Genomic DNA, 20,441 nt, shown 5'->3' with positions numbered 1-20,441 from the left:
CCGAACAATTTTGTCTTAGTGTTCGGAAACATACCCTTTGAGTGCTAGACTTTGCGCCGTCGAAGGGAACATATATGGATAAGCGAGATCTTGAGCAGTTGCTGAGCGATGTTGCCGGCGGAGCAGTCACCCCGGCCGTCGCCCTCACGCGCATCCAGACGGCTCCGACCGCCGATTTGGGTTTTGCACAGCTCGATCTTTCGCGCGGAGTGCGCCAGGGAGCCGGCGAGGTTGTCTACGGTGCCGGTAAAACCGCCGAGCAGATTGCCGCCATTATCGAAGCGCTGCGCGATGCCGGCCAGGAACGTATCCTGGTCACGCGCCTGGATGCCGAAAAGGCAGCCCGCACCTCGGAGCTCCTCGGCAACGGCATCGACCTGGGATATGCCCCGGACGCACAGCTCGCCCTCGTGGGCGGCAAGCCCTCCCCTACCGGCAACGGACGCATCGTCGTCGCCTGCGCCGGCACGAGCGACTTGCCCGTCGCCGAGGAAGCCGCATTGACGGCCGAGTTCTATGGCAACGAGGTCGACCGCCTCTACGACGTGGGCGTCGCCGGCCTGCACCGCCTGCTCGCGCATGCCGAGGAACTTGCCCAGGCACAGGTGGTCATCGCCATCGCCGGCATGGAGGGCGCTCTGGCGAGCGTTGTCGGCGGTCTGGTGAGCTGTCCGGTCATCGCCGTTCCCACCAGCGTGGGCTACGGCGCAAGTTTTGGTGGCGTAGCCGCACTGCTCGCCATGCTCAACTCCTGCGCCAGCGGCGTTTCGGTCGTCAATATCGACAACGGCTTTGGTGCCGCCTATCAGGCAAGTCTTATCAATCATCTGAGCGCCGGCACGTCCTGCGCCCGTTAAGGAGCATTCCATGTCTAATCATCAGCACACGCTTATCATCGACGGCACCTCGGGCATCAGCGGCGACATGACTGTCGCGGCCCTGCTCGACCTGGGCGCCAGCGAGGAGCATCTGCACGAGCAGCTCGCCACGCTGCCGGTCGATGGCTTTTCGATCGCCGTGACGCGCGTAAACAAGCATGGCATCGACGCCTGCGATTTCGACGTCCAGCTTGCAGAGGAGCTCGAGAACCACGATCACGATATGGCCTGGCTCTACGGCAACGAAGCAGCTGCCGAGCACGCACACGAGCATGATCACCACCATCATGACCATGGCGAGCACGAACACGAGCACTGCCACGAGCATGGCCATGAGGACCACGGTCATGGCCACGAGGACCATCATCACGCCCACCATCATCACCACCGTTCTTTGGCGGACGTCACCGCCATCATCGACGGCTCGCAGCTAAGCGATGGCGCTAAGCGTCGTGCGCTCGCCATTTTTTCCGTACTCGCTGCTGCCGAGGCAAAGGCTCACGGCAAAACGCCCGAGACCGTCATGTTCCACGAGGTAGGCGCCGTCGATTCCATCGTCGACGTCTGCTCTGTCGCCATCTGCCTCGATGACCTGGGCATTGAGGACATCGTTGTCGAGTCGCTCTCCGAGGGCCACGGAACCATCCGCTGTGCCCACGGTCTCATGCCCATTCCCGTCCCCGCTGTCGTCAACCTATGCCAGGCGGGCAATATCGCCCTCACGCCCGCACCGGTCGCCGGCGAGCTCGTGACGCCCACGGGCGCCGCCATCGTTGCCGCGCTGCGTACATCCGAGCACCTGCCGGCCCGCTACCGCATCGAGGCCGTCGGCTACGGCGCCGGCAAGCGCCCCTACGAGGGTTGCTCCGGCACGCTCCGTTGTCTGCTCGTTCACGTGGATGCATAGCCATGGATGCCCGCAAAGAAAAAAGCCGCGCCGCCATCGTCGCGGCATTCTCTGAGCTCCTGCGCGAGGAAGACTACAACAAGATCACCGTCGGTGACATCATCGCTCGCGCCCATGTGGGTCGGGCCACGTTCTACGGCCTCTTCAAGAGCAAAGACGACCTACTCGCCGCGCTCGTGAGCGATATCTGCGCCCACGCCCTCGACGATGACGGTACGCCCCTCGACGACCCACTCGTACAGGTCGAGCATATCCTCAACAACCTCTGGGAGCGTCGTCAGGGCGTACGCGCCCTCGTAGCCGGTGCCGGCTCACGCGTCTTCGCCGACTGTCTCCGCAAGACCATCATGTCGCGCGCAGCCGAAACCGTCCCCGTCGACCCCGCAGGCCCCGCCGGCAACATGGACCGCAGTTTCCTACTACACCACATAGCCTCAAGCTTCGTAGCAACCGTCCAATGGTGGGCCTGGCACAACTTCCAAGCAGACAAAACCGACGTAGCAAAAGACTACCTCTCAGCCATAAAGCCCCTCTTCAACTAAGTAAGAAGCTCATCCCAAAGTTCCGCCCCAACCCAAAGCACAATCCATCCCAAAGTATCGACAACAGCCCAACGCCCCTACCAGTAACAAGCCCCTCCCATCCAAATTCAGATATATATGTTGGGTTGCTTGTACGAACGCAACAAAGACCCCGCAGCTGACCGCATGGGGTAACTTCCCAGCGCATTCCGCAGGACGCAAAAAGGCTCGCCGCACGAAGTGCGCAGCGAGCCTTTTTGCATGTCCGAGGACGCGCTGGGAAGTTACCCCATGCGGTCAGCGGACAACTATGTAGCCTCAAACTAGAACATGCCCAAGAAACCGTGCACAAACAGTGCGGCCAGAGCGGCACCGACAAACGGAGCAATGCCAGGAACGAGCAGGCCGTACTTCCAGTTGTTGTCGGCCTTGTTCTTGATCGGCAGCACCTGATAAGCCATGCGAGGACCAAGGTCACGAGCCTGGTTCATGGCGAAGCCAGTGATGCCGCCCATGCCCATGCCAACGGCCCAAACGATCAGACCGACGCAGATGGCGAGCATCAAAACGTTCTCACCGGCGCGGCTAGCGGCAGCAAGGATGGCGCTGATGAACACAAAGGTGCAGATGGCCTCGCAGAAGAAGTTGCGAGCATAGTTCGTCCCCTCGGTGGTAGGGTTGGTCGAGAAGATGTTGCGCTGGGCAATAGGGTCGACGACGCCCTCGGAAGCCTTGAACTCATCGGCATACATCAACCACGCGATCACGGCACCCGCAAAGCCGCCGAGCATATCGGCAATCATGAAGGGGATGCAGCTGCTCCACGGCACCAGGCCTACGATGCACTGGGCAAGCACCATGGCGGGGTTCATGCACACGGCGCCGCCAAAGACAAACAGGCAAACCGAGATGCCAAAAGACCAGGTGGTGATGGCAAACATGTGGCCGGAGCCCTGATACTTGGTGCCCTTAAGCACGGTATCGCAGTGCACGCCCACGCCAAAGATGATCATGAGGGCCGTTGCGCCGAATTCGCAGAGGAGTTTGGTAAGCATAAAACCTTATCTTTCTTGTCGGTTATAAACGATTCGTTTAGGCCGCGTACTAGTGCTGTGCGACGACAACGCCCAGGCCATCGGGAATGACGGCCACCTTGGCATCGGCACCCTTCATCTCAAAGGCGAGCTTGAGCGCCTCATCGAGGGTGTTAACCGGCGTCATGTGCATATCCTTGATCATCTGGTGATCGCACAGGTCGGTAACCATGATCACAGGGTGATGCGCCAGGATGCGGGCAAAGATCTGGCTCGTCCACTGGTCGGGCAGGGTCTCGTCCTTAGGACGGTCGATGCAGGCGCGCTCAAACTCTGCCGGATCATTGTCGGCGATGTTGTGATAGAAACCCTCGCCACCGTGACCGTCGGCACAACCGGCGACATCGATGATCACGCCGCCCTCGGGAAGCGTAGCCTCGGCAGAGCACATGCCCTTCACGGCCTGATAGATGTTCTGGTCGAGCGGGTAGCCGTCGTTGGTGGTAATGGCAATCTCGCACTCGACGGGCTCAACGCCGGCAAGGCTCTTCACGAACTCGCAGCCAGCCTCGTGCGCCTTGTGGATGTCGCCGGCAAAGGAGCCGATGACCTCGTGCTTGCCGTTGAGCACCACGTTGAGCACAAAGGCAAGGTGAGCCATCTCGGCAGCGGCAAACATGTCCTCACTCACGTGATTGTGGCACAGGTTGCCTGCACGCGAATGGGAATCGTTCACAAACTGACCGTTGTGGTTGTACATGATGGTCTTGTAGCTGGCGATGCCAGGCAGGACGGACTTGCGGCTGCCAGAAAAGCCTGCAAAGAAGTGCGGCTCAATGAAGCCCTCGGCAAGCAGCAGATCACAATCGGCGGCAATCTTGTTGATGATGCACTCGCCACCAGAAGGCAGGGTGCCAATCTTTTTCATCATGCTGTCGTCAGTCGCGACGTGCATAACGATTTCCTCGTTGGCAACAATCTCCTCGCCATACTTGTTGACGAGTTCCTCGTGCGTCGACGGACGGTGCATACCCGTAGCAACCAAAATACGCACTCGAGCCTCGGGCGCAGCGGAATGGATGTGATGCAGCAAAATAGGCATCGTCACACACGAGGGAACGGGACGCGTATGATCGGAGCTAATGATGACAATATCCTTCTTGCCAGCACAAAGCTCCTCGAGCGAAGGCGAGCCATAAGGGTTGGCAAGCGACTCCTCCACCAGCTCTTCCTGCGATTTTGTAGTCTTAAACTCGTTTTGATGACCTTCCATCACACCCGCGAAGTTCTTATCCTCGAGCTCCAGATGCAACGTCTTGTGGTCAAACGGCAGTTCACATTCAAACAATGACGAGCGCCCTCTTCCTTTCAACTGACACACTAGATAAACCGTTGGAAGGATACGCCGCTCACCGAAAAACACCACCGTCCACCGACTCGTTAACACAACGTTCATATTTGACCCACAACAAAACGGCCGCGATCCCAAACGGAACCGCAGCCGCTACAGTCGTAAGGCGAGAAGCACCAGATGCATCTCGATCCCGATCGATAAGACGCGAGGCGCGAAGCGCCAAACGCGCCGCCGGGACAGACCCCATCCAAAACGCGCGAAGCGCGCCATTATTCCCCCAGCCAGTAATCCGCCGAAGACCGGACATCGCAGGGCCCGCCATAAGTTTACTTTTAGGCACACTCCGCAGGACGCAAGAAGCCCTCGCCGCACGAAGTGCGCAGCGAGGGCTTCTTGCATGTCCGAGGACGTGCCTAAAAGTAAACTTATGGCGGGCCCGGACGACTACAGGGTTATCGATTACCCCGTGTTCTGCAATCCTGCCGAGACGCCGGTCACAGTCGAAAGAATCAGGCTCATGTACTCGGCCTTCTTCTCCTCGGCCATCTCGTCCTGATTCATGCGCACCTCGCGAAGGGCGCGGACCTGGGCGATGGACAGAGCGTCGACGTAGGGGTTACGCACGCGAACGGCGCAGCCGAGCACGCGGCGGCGCTGCAGCGGCCATTCGTCACCGACGATGGCAAGGACCCACTTACGCGTGAGCTGCATCTCGGTGAAGACCTTCTCGGACAGATCCTGGCGATCGCCCAGGTGCAGATACATCTTGGCGATGCGCTGGTCGGTCTTGGCGATCGACATCTCAATGTTGTCGATAAAGGTGCGGAAGAACGGCCACTCCTGGTAGGCAGCCTTGAGCTGGTCAAGATCGCCAAGCTGCTCGCAGGCGGTGCCCAGACCGTACCAAGCGGCCAGGTTAATGCGCGCCTGGCTCCAGCTGAAGATCCACGGGATGGTACGCAGGTCATCGAGCGACTTGGCGCCCAGACCGCGCTTGGCGGGACGCGAGCCGATCGGCAGCAGACCGACCTCGGTCAGCGGCGTCACGGTCGAGAACCACGGTGTAAAGTCCTCGGTGTTCAGCAGGTCCAGATAGCGTTCGTGGCTTGCAGTGTTGAGCTTCTCGGCCATATCCCAGAACTTCTGCGTGGTCTCGGTGTTGGTCTTCTCGACACTCGGGGCCGACTGCAAAAGCGTTGCGGCGGCAACGGACTCAACATGGCGCTGAGCCAGCGTGCGGTTGCCGTAACGGGCAAAGATGACTTCGCCCTGCTCGGTAAGCTTAAAGAAGCAGTTGACCGAACCCTTGGGCTGCGCCAGCACGGCCTTGTTGGCCGGGCCGCCGCCACGGCCCACGGCACCGCCGCGACCGTGCATGAGCACCAGGTCGATATCGTTCTTCTCTGCCCACTTGGCGATGCGCTCCTGCGCGGAGTGCAGCGCGAGCATGGCCGTGGTAGGACCGGCATCCTTGGAAGAGTCGGAATAGCCCAGCATGACCTCCATGCGGCGGTTGGTCTGGGCAAGGCGCTTTTGCACCACGGGCAGCGTAAGCATCTGATCGAGCACGTCGACGCAGCCCTCGAGGTCCTCGAGCTGCTCGAACAACGGGATCACGTCGAGCTCGGGGACATCCTCCTCGTGTGCAAAGGACAGGTGCGCCAGCTCAAAGACGTCGGCCACATGCTGAGCGCTCTTGGTAAACGAGATGATGTAGCGGTGCGCCATCTTCTTGCCGTAGCGCTTTTGGATGGAGCCGATAGCGCGGAAGGTATCGATGACCTCGCGCGTCATGGGCTGCAGGTCGCCATGGATACCGTTCTCGTGGATATCCTTAAGGGCGCGGGCATGCACCACGGAGTGCTGACGGAACTCCATCTCGACCATATGGAAGCCGAAGGACTCGACCTGCCAGATGATGGTTTGGACCGGGCCGTAGGCAGCACGGACGGCACCGCAGGCGGCCAGCGAACGCTGGACGACGCGCAGGTCATCCAGGAACTCGTCGGCGCTGTGGTACATGGTGTCGGTGATACGACGGACGGTGGCGTTCAGGCGGTCGGCCATGACGAGCATGACGGCGCGATGCGGCTCGTGCTCGGAGATCAGCTCGGCGCGGGCCGTGTAACGAGGGCTCATCTCGACCTGATGGTTCCACAGGTTAATGAGCTCGGCCGACGGCTTGCTGTAGGTAGCCTCGAGCGTGAGGTTGCGGCCGATGTGGCGGCACTTGTCCTCGAGCTTGAGCACCATGTGCGTAAAGTACTTGGCGGCGACCTCACGGCTCACCTTGGCGGTGACGTTGGGGTTACCGTCGCGGTCGGAACCGATCCAGCTGCCGGGATGGAAGAACGCCGGGCACAGCGGCGGCACAGTACCGGCCTTGTCGCCCAGCACCCAATCGTCAAAACGACGATAGATAACGGGGATAACGTCGAACAGCGTGTTATCGAAGATGTCGATGATGGTATCGGCTTCCTCGACCGGCGTGGGCTTCTTGAGCGCGATGGGACTCGTACGCACCAGGGCGTCGATCTCCTGCAGCATATGGCGCTCGTTCTCCACCAGGTCGGAGCCGCCCAGACGCGGACGCTCCTCCAGCAGGTTGGAGATACGGCGGATCTTGCCCTCGACGGCCTTACGACGGGCCTCGGTGGGATGTGCGGTAAAGACAGGGTGGAACTCGAGCTTGTCGAGCAGCTCGTTGGCACCCTCGACACCCAGCTCATTCACCAGCTGGTGATAGGCAACGGTAAGCTCGTTGGCAGGATCGACCTCGGTATCGGTCGACGCACCGGCCTCGCGCTCGCGCAGCTGCGCCACACGGTAGTTCTCCTCCGACAGGTTTGCCAGATGGAAAAAGCTCGTAAAGGCGCGAACGATGACCTGCTGCTTATCGAGCGGCAGGCTGTCGATCAAATCGACGACCTCACGAAATGCCACGGCAGTGGGCTCGTCGGCGGTGGGCACGCCCTGCTCGTCGACGGCTTCGTCGGCAGCGCAGGTACCGGGGTTGCCGGCATTGACCACAATCTCGGCTGTCAAAATCTTGTCGAACAGGTCCGCGATCTCGGGATCATACTCGCTAAGCACACGGCGCTCCAGGCGCAAGAACAGCGCCAGATTGTCGCGCAGCTCCTCGGGGATCTCGATCTCGGCGAGACGCTCCCTGGACTCGGCATTCGAGCCGATTCGGTTAACGAGGCGGTTGACCACGGCAGCGACGCGCGCCGCGGCTTCGGGTACAGACTGGTTGCTTAGGTTCTCAGCCACGTTTCCTCCCATTCCTCCTTCTATGCACGTAACATGCGGTATTCATTATAGGCGCTTGAGAAATACTTTCGACACTGATTGCGCTTTACCACACAAAAGTATTTTCTGCATTGCAAAGGTTTTTGCCCTAAATGGTCGTATTTCTCGGTGGGCGGCATACGTAAACGGGGGCATTCCGCATAAAAGCGAAACACCCCCGTAACAATCGCTCTCCATGAGCAGGGCACGTTAGCAGGCCCGAAGCTCAAAAAGATGCGCTACAGGCGCTCGCGAACCGCCTCGACGACGTTGTCCAGATCGGCGAGCACCTCGTCATGGCTCTGCATGTCGCGCACTTTGACCTTGCCGGCGGCAAGCTCGTCGCCACCCAGGACCAAGATGAGCTTGGCGCCTACCTTATCGGCTTGCTTAAACTGGGCCTTGAGCGAACGACCCTGATAGTCGGCCTCGGTCACGATACCTGCGGCGCGAAGCTCCTGCGTAATGGCAAAGACGTTCTGACGCAGCTCCTTGCCGGCGTTGGCGACATAGACGCACGGGGCCTCATCGGCACCCAAATCGCTGCCAAAGGCCTGCAGGGCCAGCAGGGCGCGCTCAAAACCGACAGCAAAGCCGACGCCCGCCGTGGGCTTGCCACCCTCGAGCTCGACCAGGCCATCGTAGCGGCCGCCGCCGCCGATGGAGCCGACGCCGGCGCCAGGGGCCTCGACCTCAAAGACAGTACGGGTGTAGTAGTCCAGGCCGCGCACCAAGGTGGGATCCTCGACATACTCGATACCGGCGGCATCCAGATAGCGCTTGACCTGCTCGTAGTGCTCGCGGCACTCATCGCACAGGTTGTCACCCATCAGCGGAGCCTCGGCCATGATCTCGCGGCAGTGGTCGTTCTTGCAGTCGAAGGCACGCAGCGGGTTGAGCTCGGCGCGCTCGCGGCACTCATCGCACATCTCGTCGGCGTGATCGAGGATGAACTGCTTAACCTGCTCGCGATAAGCCGGACGGCACTGGGCGTCACCCATCGAGTTGATGAGCAGACGAAGCTTGGAAAGATCGAAGCCCAGGCGCTTGTAGAACTCCATGAGCATGATGATGCACTCGGCGTCTGCCGCCGGATCGGGAGCGCCGAGCCACTCGATGCCCACCTGGTGGAACTGGCGCAGGCGGCCCTTCTGGGGACGCTCGCCGCGGAACATGGCCTCGGCGTAGTAAGCCTTAAACGGCGTGGAGCCCTGGGGCACCAGATTGTTCTCGACGACGGCGCGCACCACGCCGGCCGTGCCCTCGGGGCGAAGTGCCAGGCGCTGCTTGGGCTTGAGTTTGGTGTCGGTGCCCTCGGTAAAGACGCGCTCCAGGTTGGCACCGCTGAACACGCGGAACATTTCCTTGCGCACGACGTCGGTCGACTGGCCGATGCCGTGGACAAACACGTCCACCTGCTCGATAGCGGGCGTCTCGATGGGCTTAAAGCCAAACGGCTCGAACACGCCGGCAGCGATCTGCTGCATCTTTTGCCAGGCGCGCATCTCGGCGCCGATAAGGTCGCGGGTTCCCTCCGCCTTCTGTGCCTGCATGGGCAAACACCTTTCTTTTGTATCGCGTCATAGGTAGTGGTCATTATACGGCACAAACACAAAACGCGGTGGCGCGTCTGACCGAACGAGGGTATGGGGGCTCGTTCGGCCAGACGCGCCACCGCGGACGAAGCGGACAAGCGGCGATGCGCTTTGGCCTACCTACTCCCCCGCCACGCTCGCGCGCAGCTTGGCGGCGATGGGCTCGGATGCCAGCAGGAACACGAGCATGACCACGGAGCACGCCAGGCACACGATCCAGGTGCTCGCAAAGGAGCCCGAGACGGCAAAGAGCACATAGACCTGCCAAAGCTCACCCACAAAGCTCATGCCCGCGAGCACCGTCGAGGTGGCGATAACGGTGAGCGAGCCCAATACGCGGCCACTCACCTTATCGGCAACATGACCGATAACGAGCGAACCCACGACACTCACCACGGTGGAGATAGCGTTGGAGATGTTGTACTGGGCAAGCGTAATCCCGAGGTTGCTGACGATCAGCGGCTGGAACAGGCTCATGCAGTTGACGAAAATCGTGTAGCACGTGGCCATGATCACGAAGCCGGAGGCCACAACAAGCCAACCGGGGAAGAATTTATGCTGCTGGGACATACTGTTCCTTTTAAACAAACGAATAGCCTGCGCCGGGCGCCGGTAGTGCCCAAGATTGCCTTGAAAGACAAGGGCATAGGCCTTACGGCCATGCCCGCAGGCTTGAAAGGCAAGGTTGGGTGCTACCGGTGGTCGGCGATATAGCCCAAAGCGACGGCGGTATAGGCCGCGGCGCCGAGCGGCAGCTCGGCATCGCTAAAGCGTGCCTTGGGATGGTGTTGGGCAAAGTGCTCGTCCGTATCGGTCACAGCTGCGCCCACGGTAAAGTACGCACTCGGGATCTCGCTCGAGATCAGCGCGAAGTCCTCGCTCGCCATGGCGTGGAACAGCGGCAGGAAGGCGGCCTTGGGCAGCACCGCGCCCACGTAGCCAAGCGACGCCTGGGTCATGTCGTCATCGAGTACGAGCGGGGGAACATCCGAGAGTGTCTCGAGGGTCGCCGGCGTGCGATACGTTGCGGCCACGCCGTTAACGACCTCGGCGATACGCTCCTTGAGATGAGCCATGAGCTCGACATCGAAGCCACGCAGCGTTCCCTCGAGCACACAAGTGTCGGGGATGACATTTGCGGCCTGACCGCCGGCGAACTTGCCAACGGTAAGCGCGACCTCCTTAGCCGCCGGCACTTCGCGAGCGATAAGCTCCTGAAGCGCCAGATGCACATGCACGCCGGCCGTGATGGGGTCGATGCAAATCTCGGGGCTCGAGCCATGGCCGCCCTTGCCCTGAAGCGTGATACGAAAACCGTACACGCCCGAGAGCGCCGGGCTGCCGTAGAGCACCAGGCCGAGCGGCGACTGGCTATTGACATGCATGGCAAAGGCGACCTGAGGACGCGGGTTCTGCAGCAGACCGTCGGCGATGGCGGCGCGGGCACCCTCAAAGGTTTCCTCGCCCGGCTGGAACAGCAACTTAACCGTAGCGTTGGCATCAACAAGCTCTGCCTCGCGAGCTTTGAGCATACGAGCCGCACCAAGCAGCGCCGTCGCGTGCATATCGTGACCGCAAGCGTGCATGCAGCCGTTGGTGGATGCAAAGGGCTCGCCGGATTCCTCGGCAACGGGCAGGGCGTCCATGTCGCCACGAAGCATGATGACCGTACCGGCCTGCTCATTCGTGCAGACGCCATTGCCTTGGGCCGCAGCGGCACCGGCGCCGACAAGGCCCACAACGCAGGAACCATCGACGAGCGTTGCAAATGGGATGTCCATCTCGGTCAGGCGCGCTTGGATATACGTAGAGGTCTGCGGGAGGCTATTACCCAGCTCGGGCATCTGATGTAAATCGTGTCGCCACGCAGCGAGCTCGTCTGCAAAAGCCTGAGCTTCTGCAACAAGACCGTCACCGATAGCGGTCTGCGCCGCCGCGGTGGCCTTGGGCGCTGATTGCGGTTGAAAATTGGACAGAGCTGATGCCATAGAAGCCCTCCAGTAACGTTTTTGCAGCAAGCACTTTGATAGCGTAAAGTGCAAGGTACTACTTTAAGGGCGACGCATAAAAAATGCCGCCCCGGGAGGCGGCGCAACAAATTGTTTACAATTGCGGACGCGGCTTTCGACGCAAAAAATCGAAATGCGTCTCGCTCAAGATAATCGAAAGAAAGATGAGCGCGAAGCCGGCGAGCAGGCGCGAGGTGAGCGCCTCCCCCATCAGCAGCACCGAGAACAGCACGCCCGAAGGCGACTCCATCGAAAGGAGCAGTGAGCCCGTCGAGGCCGAGACATGCGCCAGGCCGACGTTTTGGATGAGCAGAGCCGCGCATGTGCAACCAACCGAGAGAAACGCCATCGCGCTGATAAAGCTCGGCGTCCACACGGACAGAGGCGCTTGGGTCTCGAATAGCAGCGACGTTGCCAGGCTCAGCACGCCGTTGCCCACAAACATCCAAAACGTGATGACGTTGATGTCCATTTTGCGACCGTACTTGGCAGTCACCGCCATCTGGATGGCGAAAAAGACCGCACCCGCCAGCGTAATGACATCACCGATGTTGAATTCAACGCTATCGAGCGCCACCAAGCCAATGCCCGCCAAGCACAGCAGCGCCGCGCCCAGGTTATAGCGGGTGAGTTTTTCGCCGCTCAGAAAATAGCTCGCGAACGGCACAACGATGCAATACGTGCCCGTCAAAAAAGCATTCTTGCCCGCCGTGGTGTGCGCCAGACCGACTGTCTGCAGGGCGTAGGCGGCCCACATAAGTGCGCCCATGCCAAGTCCGACGATAAGGTTGCGGGCGTTGAGGTGCGCGATGATGCGCTTGTGGAAGATGAAAAACATGACCAACGCCGCAGGCAGAAAGCGCACGTAGAGCAGTTCGAACACCGGAATGGTGTCGAGCGCGTCCTTCATGGTCGTAAAGGAGTAGCCCCAGACGACTGCCACCGAAAGCAGCAGGACTTTCCAGAACAGCGGCGAGCGAGCGCCGGCGCCGCGGGAGGTGCCGCCCGCGCCCAGGTCCTCGCGAGCAACAGGGCTATCGGGCATCATTTCGATATTGTCAGTGGCATGCTGGGCCATAGGGCATCCTCGCGCTCAATCTGGGCGTGGTGTCCGCACGCGCATGGCTGCGTGCCGCCTCATGGTCAAATAAAAGCAGGGCGCACCGGACCCCCGGCACGCCCCGCTACTGTAGCAACAACCAAGCAGCCCGTGCAATTCACTACGCTAAAGCATCGGGTTGGAAGATCTCGATGTTCCGACGGCGTTTACGTGTCTGAACTAAATCAATTTGGTTGACTCCAGTTTTTCGATGATCCAGTCGTTGGCTTTGATGACCGGACGGCGGAAGACGACGCCCAGGGCCAGCGACGGAATCAGATAGCTCGCCAGAATGCCCAGCTCAACCCAGTACTCCATATGGTAGGCGCCAGCCATGGCGGCATGCATGGCGTTAATGCCATGGGTAAACGGCAGGAACGGATAGATCGCCTGGAACACAGGGCCGGTCATCTCGATGGGGAACGTACCGCCCGAACCGCCGACCTGCATGACCAGCAGCACGACGGCGAGCGCCTTGCCGATATCGCCAAACGACACCGTAAGCGTGTAGACGATATTGGAGAACACGAGACTCGCAACCCAGCCCGCCAGCACAAACTGCAGCGGGTTGTCGCACTGGATGCCAAAGAACAGGATGTCGCCCGCGCACACGAGCGTTGCCTGCAGCAGAGCCAAACCGCCAAAGAACAAGTAACGACCCAGGTAGATCTCGTGTAGGCGTACGGGGATGAGCTCGTTGATAAGCTCATCGTCAACCGACACCTTCATCATGGCCGCCAGCACGATCGAGCCGACCCAGAGCGACAGAATCGTGTAGAACGGCGCCATGGCCGAGCCGTAGTTGCGGATCGGATAGACCGGTTTGCGATCGAGCGCGACGGGACCGGAAAGCGACACGGCCAAACCCTCGGGATCGTTGCCAATCATCGTCTTGATCGTGGCAAGGTCGTCCGACATCAGGGCGCCATCGAGCTCATCCTTAAACGCACTGATCTTATCGGACGCTTCACCTAGCTGATCGGAAGCCTTGTTGACCAGCTTGGCGGCCTTGGAGAGGCCCTTCGCCAACGAGCCGGATGCGTCGGTCAGGCCGCCTACGGCGCTATCCAGGTCGCCCGAGATGCCATCAAGCGAGTCCAGAATGCCCGAAACCGTCTTCTTGAGCTCCTTGGCCTTAACCGAGAACGTGGAATCGTAATCGGATTTGGCACCCGCGATGCCGGCCTTGGCATCAGCGATGGCCTGATCGACCTCGGCACGCAAGTTGTTGACCTCGGCCATGCTATCGGAGAGAGACTTCGCGGTAGCCGCCAGATCCTTGGCATTGTTGCGGTACTCAACGGCGATTCTGCCCAGCGACGTCGCGGCGGACTTGAGGCCGTCCTTCAAATTCTCATCGCTCACCTGGTCGGCAAGGCTGCGGAGCTGATCGGCCATCGCATCGATATCCTTGGCGCGCGCATTGAGGGCCGCAGCGGCATCGTTGAGTTGGGACACCGTAAGGTCGACATGCTGGTTTGCGGTGTCGAACGCCTTCGCGAGCTCGGCAGACACATTGTCGAACGAACCCGCACTTCCATCGATTGCGGCATCGATGGCATCGTTTGCCGCCTTAAGCGCTTCTTTGGAATCATCGATGCCGCTTTTGGCATGTTCCATGAGCTGCTTTGTCGACTCATCGACGGCACCGGTCTGCTTGAGCATGCCGCTCGCCGACGTCAGCGAATCGGACGTGGAGCTCAAAATGCCCGCCAGCGACGAAGCATTTGCCTGAACGTCTCGCAGGTCCTCAATCGAATCGCCAAGCGTCGAGGACAGGTTGGCGATAAAGTTGCTGACCTGGTCGGTGCTCATGTAATCGAGCAGGCTGGACACCGTCTTAAGACCGATGCTCGTAATGGTCTCGGTAAAAGTTTCGTTAACCTGGCTCTGAACGGCACTCGAACCCTTCTCGGTCACGATCTGCGCAATGGCGTTGGCCTTCTGGTTCTCGTAAAACTCGATATCGGCGTGTTTCACGTCGGTCGAGAAAAGCGTCATCATGTCAGCGCTAAACGTTTTGGGGATAACGACGGCAGCATAGTACGCGCCCGACTTAACGCCCTCGATAGCCTTTTCGCGATTGTTGAGCACAACCCAATCGAAGCTCTCGTTGCCGCGTAGGGTGGCGGTCACGTTTTCGCCCACGTTAACCTCGACGGGGATCAAATCGCTCTCGTAACCCTCATCGGTGTTGACCACGGCGATCTTAAGATTGCCGGTGTTGCCGTACGGATCCCAGCTGCCGGCGATGTTAAACCACGCGTACAGACACGGTACGATAATGAGGCCCATCACGACAACCAAGCCGATCACGGAGCGAGACACGTTTTGGACATCGCGCTTAAACAGATGCAGGATGTTCTTCATTTATGCCTCACCTCCTTTGGAGTGCTTGCCAAGCGCGGTGGCATCTCCATCATTTGTGGCTGTGCTGTCGCTGCCCTGAGATTTATGGTGCGAGCCGATATGCGGCAAGCGGCCCGTGGACTGATCGCCGCCCTTGGCACCACGCTCGCTGGCGTTGAGGCCAAACATGTGGCGGGCGGCAGGAATGGCGGCCGTGTGTTCGCGCATCTCGCGACGCAGGTCCTCATCCGAAAGCGCCGAGATGCGCATCTGGGTATTGAGGCTCGCTCGGATATATTCGATATTGATCAGCCAGCCGCAGATGGCAATAACCGAGATGATCCAAATGACAAGCAGGATGATCTTGCCGTTATTGTCGATATCGAGAACCGTCGACAGGACAAAGAGCAGGACCTGAACGCCCACCACGGCGGCAAAACCGCCCTTGATGTAGTACGGGTAGCGATGTTCAAAGGCGACCGCATGATCGAGCAGTTCGCGACGGTACGAATCGGAATCGAGCATGACGCGCATGGCCGTGCGCAGCGAGTAGCGCTGGCGCGGCAGGTCGTTGGACTCGCAAATCATCATACCGGTCGTGGAGAGCTGTTTATCAAAGAGCAGGTTAAGGTTGAGCAGCAGCGGACGCAGCTGCAGGCCGATAAAGAGCGCCACGATCAAGAACACGCCCAGAATGCACAGGTTAAACAGGTAGTTGAACGAATACATGCCGCCGACCGTCTCGCGCAGCAGATTGATGCCGTAGGTAAAGGGCAGCAGCGGGTGCAGCCACTGGAAGAAGCCTGGCATCATCTCGATGGGGTACATGCCCGACGAACCCGGGATCTGCACGATAACCAGAATGACGCCGATAGCCTTGCCGATATGCTTAAACGTGGTGGACAGCGCATAGATGATATTGACGTAGGTGAACGAGATGGCGATGCCGCCCAGCACGAACAGCAGCGGGCTGACGCACTGCACGCCAATCACCAGATCGCCTACCGTAACGATGATGGCCTGCAACGCGCCCAGGATCACCAGGAGCAACCAGCGGCCAAAGTAGCCCTGACGCGCGGTAAAGCTGCCGATGCCTTCGCGGTCGACCTCGAGCTTGTAGATGGCGATAAGCACGTAGCCGCCCACCCACAGCGCCAGATTGGTATAGAACGGGGCAATGCCCGAACCAAAGCTCTTGACCGGGTAAATTGACTTTGAGGTCAGCTCGACCGGAGATGCCATGAAGTCTGCAACATCATCGACGTCGACGCCCATCAGGCCGGCCAGCTCGCCCATGGACTCGGAGGTCTGTAGCGCCGCGATGTCGTTGGCGGCGGTTGCGAGCTTGTCCTGGACCTTGGCAAGCGAGGCATCGGTCTGGGACAGCGTGGTCTTGGCCTGACCGAGCGTGGCGTTGAGTTGCGAAAGTGTACCGCGCGCACTTGCAATCGTGGGCGTGAGGCCAGACACGATTCCCGTCAGATCACCCGAGACGGCGGCAAACGAATCAAGTGCGCTCGAGGCCTTCGGCAGCGCGTTTTGGCCCAAGTCCGTCTGGGCTTGGCCAAGGTTGGTCGCACCGGTATGAATTGCGTTATTGATAGCGTCACTGGCACCCGAAACAGCCGCTGCGTCATTCGCCATGGCGCTCGACTGCGCGGACAGACCGTCCTTGATGCTCTGAAGCTTTTCATTCTGCTCTCGAAGCAAATCGATGGTCGATACAATGCGCGCGTCAATTTCCTCGGAACCTGTCGACGTGTCATTGGCGAGAATCTCTAAGTGCCCGATAACGGCCTTATTGTGGTCGATCGTCGCTTGGAGAGACTCGAGCGAGTTGTCGATACGGGTGGTCGTAGATGTGACCGTGCCCGTCAGCTTGCCGATGGCAGCGTTCGCAGAGGCTGACGTCTTGGTGAGCGCAAGGCTGCCTTCCGAGAGCGCCTTGGAGAGCGAGGCGACAGAGTTGCCCGCCGTGGCGCGAGCCTCGCCCAGCAGGTCATTGCCCTGGGAGATCGCCTGCGTCAGCGACGGCGCCTGACCCTGCAGACCGGCAAGTGCCGCATCTGCCGAGGCAATGGAACCACTCGTCTTATCGATGGCGGCATTCATGTCGCCAATCGAATCACGCACTTCGCCCAACGTATCGGAAGCCTCTGATACCGAACCGGCCAACGAATCCTGAGTCTGGGTTGCCTTGTCCTTTAAATCGACTCCGGCATCCTTGGCAATACTGGCAACGGTCTCGCCCACCGTGGAGACAAATTCCGAGTTGATCTGCTCCTCGATGGTGTTTGCACCGGTGTCGGTAACCTTGGGCGCAATAGCGCTCTTCTTCTCATTGACGTAGTACGTAAGCTTGGGCTGATGGTAGTTGCCGTCGAGCATCGAAACCAGGTTATCCGAGAAGTTCTTGGGGACTACGATGGCCGCATAGTACTCACCGCTCTCGACGCCCTCTTTGGCATCGGCCGCAGAATCGACGAAGGTCCAGCCCAGCTGATCGTTCTCCTTGAGCTGATCGACGACCTGATCGCCCGCGTTGAGCTCGCCCACCAGGTCGTTTTGGGTGCCCCGATCGTTGTTGGCGATGGCAATCTTGATGCCCTGGGTGTTTCCGTACGGATCCCAGTTGGCCACGATGTTGTACCAGGCATACAGCGAGGGAATAACGCACACGCCAAGGGTAACCACCAAGGCGACGGGGTTCACAAGCAGTCGCTTAATGTCGCGCTTAAATATCGCAAAGGAGACCTTTGCATTGGATAGTTTGCTGCCGAGACTCACGCTTGGACCATCCATCCTGTCGTTGAATCGAATCGTACTATCGACAACCATTGTAGTAGGCGCTTTAACGTCTCAAAGCACAATGGTGTTGAGTTTTGCGGGTAGCAATATACTACGAAGATGAGTTAACGTACAGTTGTACAGTATCTTAAATTTCAGCAGGTCACAAAACCACAACCCGCACAAATAAATGATCCCTTGGGGACGGAGGGATCATTCAAAAGGAAACGAGAGTGGAAAATCTCTCACTTCAAGCCCGCATTCGAGCCAAAAGTGGGAGATTATCCACTCTCGTTCTAATCTAGTTACGGTGCCGTATCCCCGAACTACATCAAGTTGCAAACAGCCGCCGCGAAGGCTACGGGATCCTCGGGGAGGATGCCCTCGACCAGCAGGGCCTGGTCATAGAGCAAACCGGAGTACTGCTTGATCTTGTCGGCGTCGCCCGCCTTCTGAGCGGCGACGAGCTTGGAAAAGACCGGGTGCTTGGCGTTGAGCTCGAGCACGCGCTGGCTCTTGGGCATACCGTCGGGCGCGCCCTCGGGACCCTTCTGGAGCACCTTCTCCATCTCGAGCGAAAGCGGGCCCTCGGTGGTGATGCAAGCGGGGGCATCGGTCAGGCGCGCGGAGACGGCAACTTTCTCGACCTTGTCACCGAGCGCCTCCTTCATAGCGCTAAAGAGGTCCTCGTTTTCCTTGGTGGCGTCCTCGGCCTCCTTCTTCTCGTCCTCGGTCGCCAGATCAAGATCGCCAGTCGCAACGTTCTTGAGCTCTAGATGACGATCCTCGACCTCGGGCTCGGCACCGTCGGCCACAGCCTTCTCGGCAGCCTCGCGGGCAGCATCGTCCTCGTAGACCTTGGGCATATCGGCGGCAACGTACTCACGCATGGCCTGGAAGGTGAACTCATCCACGTCCTGCGTCAGAAGCAGCACGTCATAGCCGCGGTCGAGCACGCCCTTTACCACGGGCATCTTGGCCAAGCGCTCACGCGAGTCGCCGGCGGCGTAGTAGATGGCCTTCTGATCCTCGGGCATGCCCTTGGCATACTCGGCCAGGGTAATCATCTTCTGTTCCTTGGCAGACCAGAACAGCAACAGATCGGCGAGCTCATCGGCCTTCATGCCATAACTCGAGTAGATGCCGTACTTGAGGCCGCGGCCAAAGTTCTCAAAGAACTTCTCGTAGGCCTCGCGGTCGTTGTCACGCATATCCTCAAGGTCGGCGGTGATCTTCTTTTCCACACGCTTGGCGATGGCCTTGAGCTGACGGTTCTGCTGAAGCGTCTCGCGCGAGATGTTGAGCGACACGTCGGCGGAATCCACGACGCCGCGGACAAAGTTGTAGTAGTCGGGCAGCAGGTCGTCGCACTTCTCCATGATCAGGACGTTGGAGCTGTAGAGCGCCAGGCCCTTCTCGTAGTCCTTGCTGTACAGATCGAACGGCGCGCGTCCCGGCACAAACAGCAGGGCGTCATACTCGAGCGTGCCCTCGGCATGGAAGCTGATGGTGCGCGCAGGATCGTCAAAGTCGTGGAACGTGGACTTGTAGAACTCGTCGTAGTCCTTCTGCTCGACATCGGAGCTGCGCTTCTTCCAGATCGGTGTCATGGAATTGACGGTCTCGAGCTCCTGGTAGTCCTCGTACTCGGGCTTGTAATCGTCGCCGGCGTCCTCGGGCTTGGGTTTCTGGCGGCTCTTGGACACCATCATCTGAATCGGGTAGCGCACATAGTTGCTGTACTGCTGAATCAGGCTCTTGAGACCCCACTCGGTCAGGAAGCGATCGTAGGTCTCGGCCTCGCCGTCGGCATCGAGCTTCTCGTTCTCGCGCAGCGTCAGGATGACATCGGTACCGTGCTCGGCGCGCTCGCCGTCCTCGATGGTGTAGCCCTCAAGACCGTCGGATTCCCACACATGGGCGACATCCTCGCCGTAGGCGCGGCTGACGACCTTCACATGGCTGGCGACCATAAAAGCCGAGTAGAAGCCCACGCCAAACTGACCGATGATGTCGACATCGGAGCCCTGCTGCTCGGCGTTCTCGGTCTTAAACTCCTCGGAGCCGGAATGGGCGATGGTGCCCAGATTGCGCTCCAGCTCCTCGGCGGTCATGCCAATGCCGTTATCCGAGATGGTAATGGTGCGGGCGTCTTTATCAAAGGAGACGCGAATGGCCAGGTCGCCCTGGTCGATCTTGACGCTCGGGTCCTGCAGGCTCTTAAAGTTGAGCTTGTCGACGGCGTCGCTCGCGTTAGAGATAAGCTCGCGCAGGAAGATTTCTTTATTGGTGTAGATGGAGTTGATCATGAGGTCGAGCAGTTTTTTGCTCTCGGTCTTAAATTGACGCATGTGCAGTCCTTTCGCGCTACCCCTGTCCGCAAAAACGGCCCGGTCGCCCGAGCCGCATCGCAGACCTGCTATGTTCAGACTTAGATTTTATAACCCATTAACGCGCATATATACATACGGAATCGAAAAACTGTATGTCCGAGCGCTCCAATGCGTCAATTGCCAAGGAGTGTCCCCAACTGCCGGCAGAGACGATATGAGCAGGACATAAAAACATTGAGAGCCCCTGCTGCATGAAAGACCGCGGATTAGGCCGACAATGGTGA

At 59.6% G+C, this 20,441-nt stretch carries 13 protein-coding genes; 3 read left to right on the top strand and 10 right to left on the bottom strand.

The genetic code is table 11. From position 1 onward, the window contains the following. Positions 1-74 precede the first annotated feature (74 nt). From larB to ABHU32_RS00055, 3 genes are read left to right on the top strand one after another with little or no spacing between them, the layout of a single operon-like run. Positions 75-857, top strand: coding sequence for a nickel pincer cofactor biosynthesis protein LarB (gene larB, locus ABHU32_RS00065; RefSeq protein ID WP_346978366.1), 783 nt, complete (start codon positions 75-77; stop codon positions 855-857). A 10-nt stretch (positions 858-867) separates the two neighbouring features. Continuing rightward, positions 868-1,785: a nickel pincer cofactor biosynthesis protein LarC gene (larC, locus tag ABHU32_RS00060; RefSeq protein ID WP_346978365.1), complete on the top strand. Its 918-nt coding sequence runs from the start codon at positions 868-870 to the stop codon at positions 1,783-1,785. A 2-nt stretch (positions 1,786-1,787) separates the two neighbouring features. Then, entirely contained in the window at positions 1,788-2,327 is a 540-nt protein-coding gene (locus ABHU32_RS00055; RefSeq protein ID WP_346978364.1) for a TetR/AcrR family transcriptional regulator, read from the top strand. Positions 2,328-2,629: 302 nt separating this feature from the next. Here the strand turns inward: ABHU32_RS00055 and larD are convergent, their stop codons facing one another. The 10 genes from larD to htpG form a co-directional block, all read right to left on the bottom strand. Next, positions 2,630-3,361 (bottom strand): D/L-lactic acid transporter LarD, encoded by a 732-nt coding sequence (larD, locus tag ABHU32_RS00050; RefSeq protein WP_346978363.1) that lies wholly within the window; start codon positions 3,359-3,361, stop codon positions 2,630-2,632. A gap of 49 nt (positions 3,362-3,410) precedes the next feature. After that, complete coding sequence (larA, locus tag ABHU32_RS00045) at positions 3,411-4,688, bottom strand: nickel-dependent lactate racemase (RefSeq protein WP_346978362.1); 1,278 nt, start codon at positions 4,686-4,688, stop codon at positions 3,411-3,413. Between the two features lie 465 nt (positions 4,689-5,153). Continuing rightward, positions 5,154-7,967, bottom strand: coding sequence for a phosphoenolpyruvate carboxylase (locus ABHU32_RS00040; RefSeq protein WP_370446102.1), 2,814 nt, complete (start codon positions 7,965-7,967; stop codon positions 5,154-5,156). Between the two features lie 257 nt (positions 7,968-8,224). Then, on the bottom strand, positions 8,225-9,538 hold the full coding sequence (gene hisS / locus ABHU32_RS00035; RefSeq protein ID WP_117640032.1) for a histidine--tRNA ligase: 1,314 nt from the start codon (positions 9,536-9,538) through the stop codon (positions 8,225-8,227). Positions 9,539-9,700: 162 nt separating this feature from the next. Then, positions 9,701-10,150: a hypothetical protein gene (locus ABHU32_RS00030; RefSeq protein ID WP_316365174.1), complete on the bottom strand. Its 450-nt coding sequence runs from the start codon at positions 10,148-10,150 to the stop codon at positions 9,701-9,703. Between the two features lie 122 nt (positions 10,151-10,272). Continuing rightward, entirely contained in the window at positions 10,273-11,568 is a 1,296-nt protein-coding gene (locus tag ABHU32_RS00025; RefSeq protein WP_346978361.1) for a M20 family metallopeptidase, read from the bottom strand. A 115-nt stretch (positions 11,569-11,683) separates the two neighbouring features. After that, entirely contained in the window at positions 11,684-12,667 is a 984-nt protein-coding gene (locus ABHU32_RS00020) for a DMT family transporter (RefSeq protein ID WP_346978360.1), read from the bottom strand. Between the two features lie 201 nt (positions 12,668-12,868). Then, entirely contained in the window at positions 12,869-15,058 is a 2,190-nt protein-coding gene (locus ABHU32_RS00015; RefSeq protein ID WP_346978358.1) for a YhgE/Pip family protein, read from the bottom strand. Further along, positions 15,059-17,824, bottom strand: a complete 2,766-nt coding sequence (locus tag ABHU32_RS00010; RefSeq protein WP_346978357.1) for a YhgE/Pip family protein — start codon at positions 17,822-17,824, stop codon at positions 15,059-15,061. A gap of 326 nt (positions 17,825-18,150) precedes the next feature. After that, complete coding sequence (gene htpG, locus ABHU32_RS00005) at positions 18,151-20,175, bottom strand: molecular chaperone HtpG (RefSeq protein ID WP_346978356.1); 2,025 nt, start codon at positions 20,173-20,175, stop codon at positions 18,151-18,153. Positions 20,176-20,441 lie beyond the last annotated feature (266 nt).

It is taken from the genome of Collinsella aerofaciens (assembly GCF_039758965.1).
Taxonomy (GTDB): domain Bacteria; phylum Actinomycetota; class Coriobacteriia; order Coriobacteriales; family Coriobacteriaceae; genus Collinsella; species Collinsella aerofaciens_BR.
The sequence above is the reverse complement of the archived record's forward strand: the minus strand, read 5'-3'. Positions and strand labels throughout refer to the sequence as shown.

Coding starts and splice junctions, on each gene's coding strand:
- larD (WP_346978363.1), bottom strand. CDS start 3,361: ATGCTTACCAAACTCCTCTGCGAATTCGGCGCAACGGCCCTCATGATC.
- larB (WP_346978366.1), top strand. CDS start 75: ATGGATAAGCGAGATCTTGAGCAGTTGCTGAGCGATGTTGCCGGCGGA.
- ABHU32_RS00020 (WP_346978360.1), bottom strand. CDS start 12,667: ATGGCCCAGCATGCCACTGACAATATCGAAATGATGCCCGATAGCCCT.
- ABHU32_RS00055 (WP_346978364.1), top strand. CDS start 1,788: ATGGATGCCCGCAAAGAAAAAAGCCGCGCCGCCATCGTCGCGGCATTC.
- larC (WP_346978365.1), top strand. CDS start 868: ATGTCTAATCATCAGCACACGCTTATCATCGACGGCACCTCGGGCATC.
- ABHU32_RS00015 (WP_346978358.1), bottom strand. CDS start 15,058: ATGAAGAACATCCTGCATCTGTTTAAGCGCGATGTCCAAAACGTGTCT.
- ABHU32_RS00025 (WP_346978361.1), bottom strand. CDS start 11,568: ATGGCATCAGCTCTGTCCAATTTTCAACCGCAATCAGCGCCCAAGGCC.
- htpG (WP_346978356.1), bottom strand. CDS start 20,175: ATGCGTCAATTTAAGACCGAGAGCAAAAAACTGCTCGACCTCATGATC.
- hisS (WP_117640032.1), bottom strand. CDS start 9,538: ATGCAGGCACAGAAGGCGGAGGGAACCCGCGACCTTATCGGCGCCGAG.
- ABHU32_RS00030 (WP_316365174.1), bottom strand. CDS start 10,150: ATGTCCCAGCAGCATAAATTCTTCCCCGGTTGGCTTGTTGTGGCCTCC.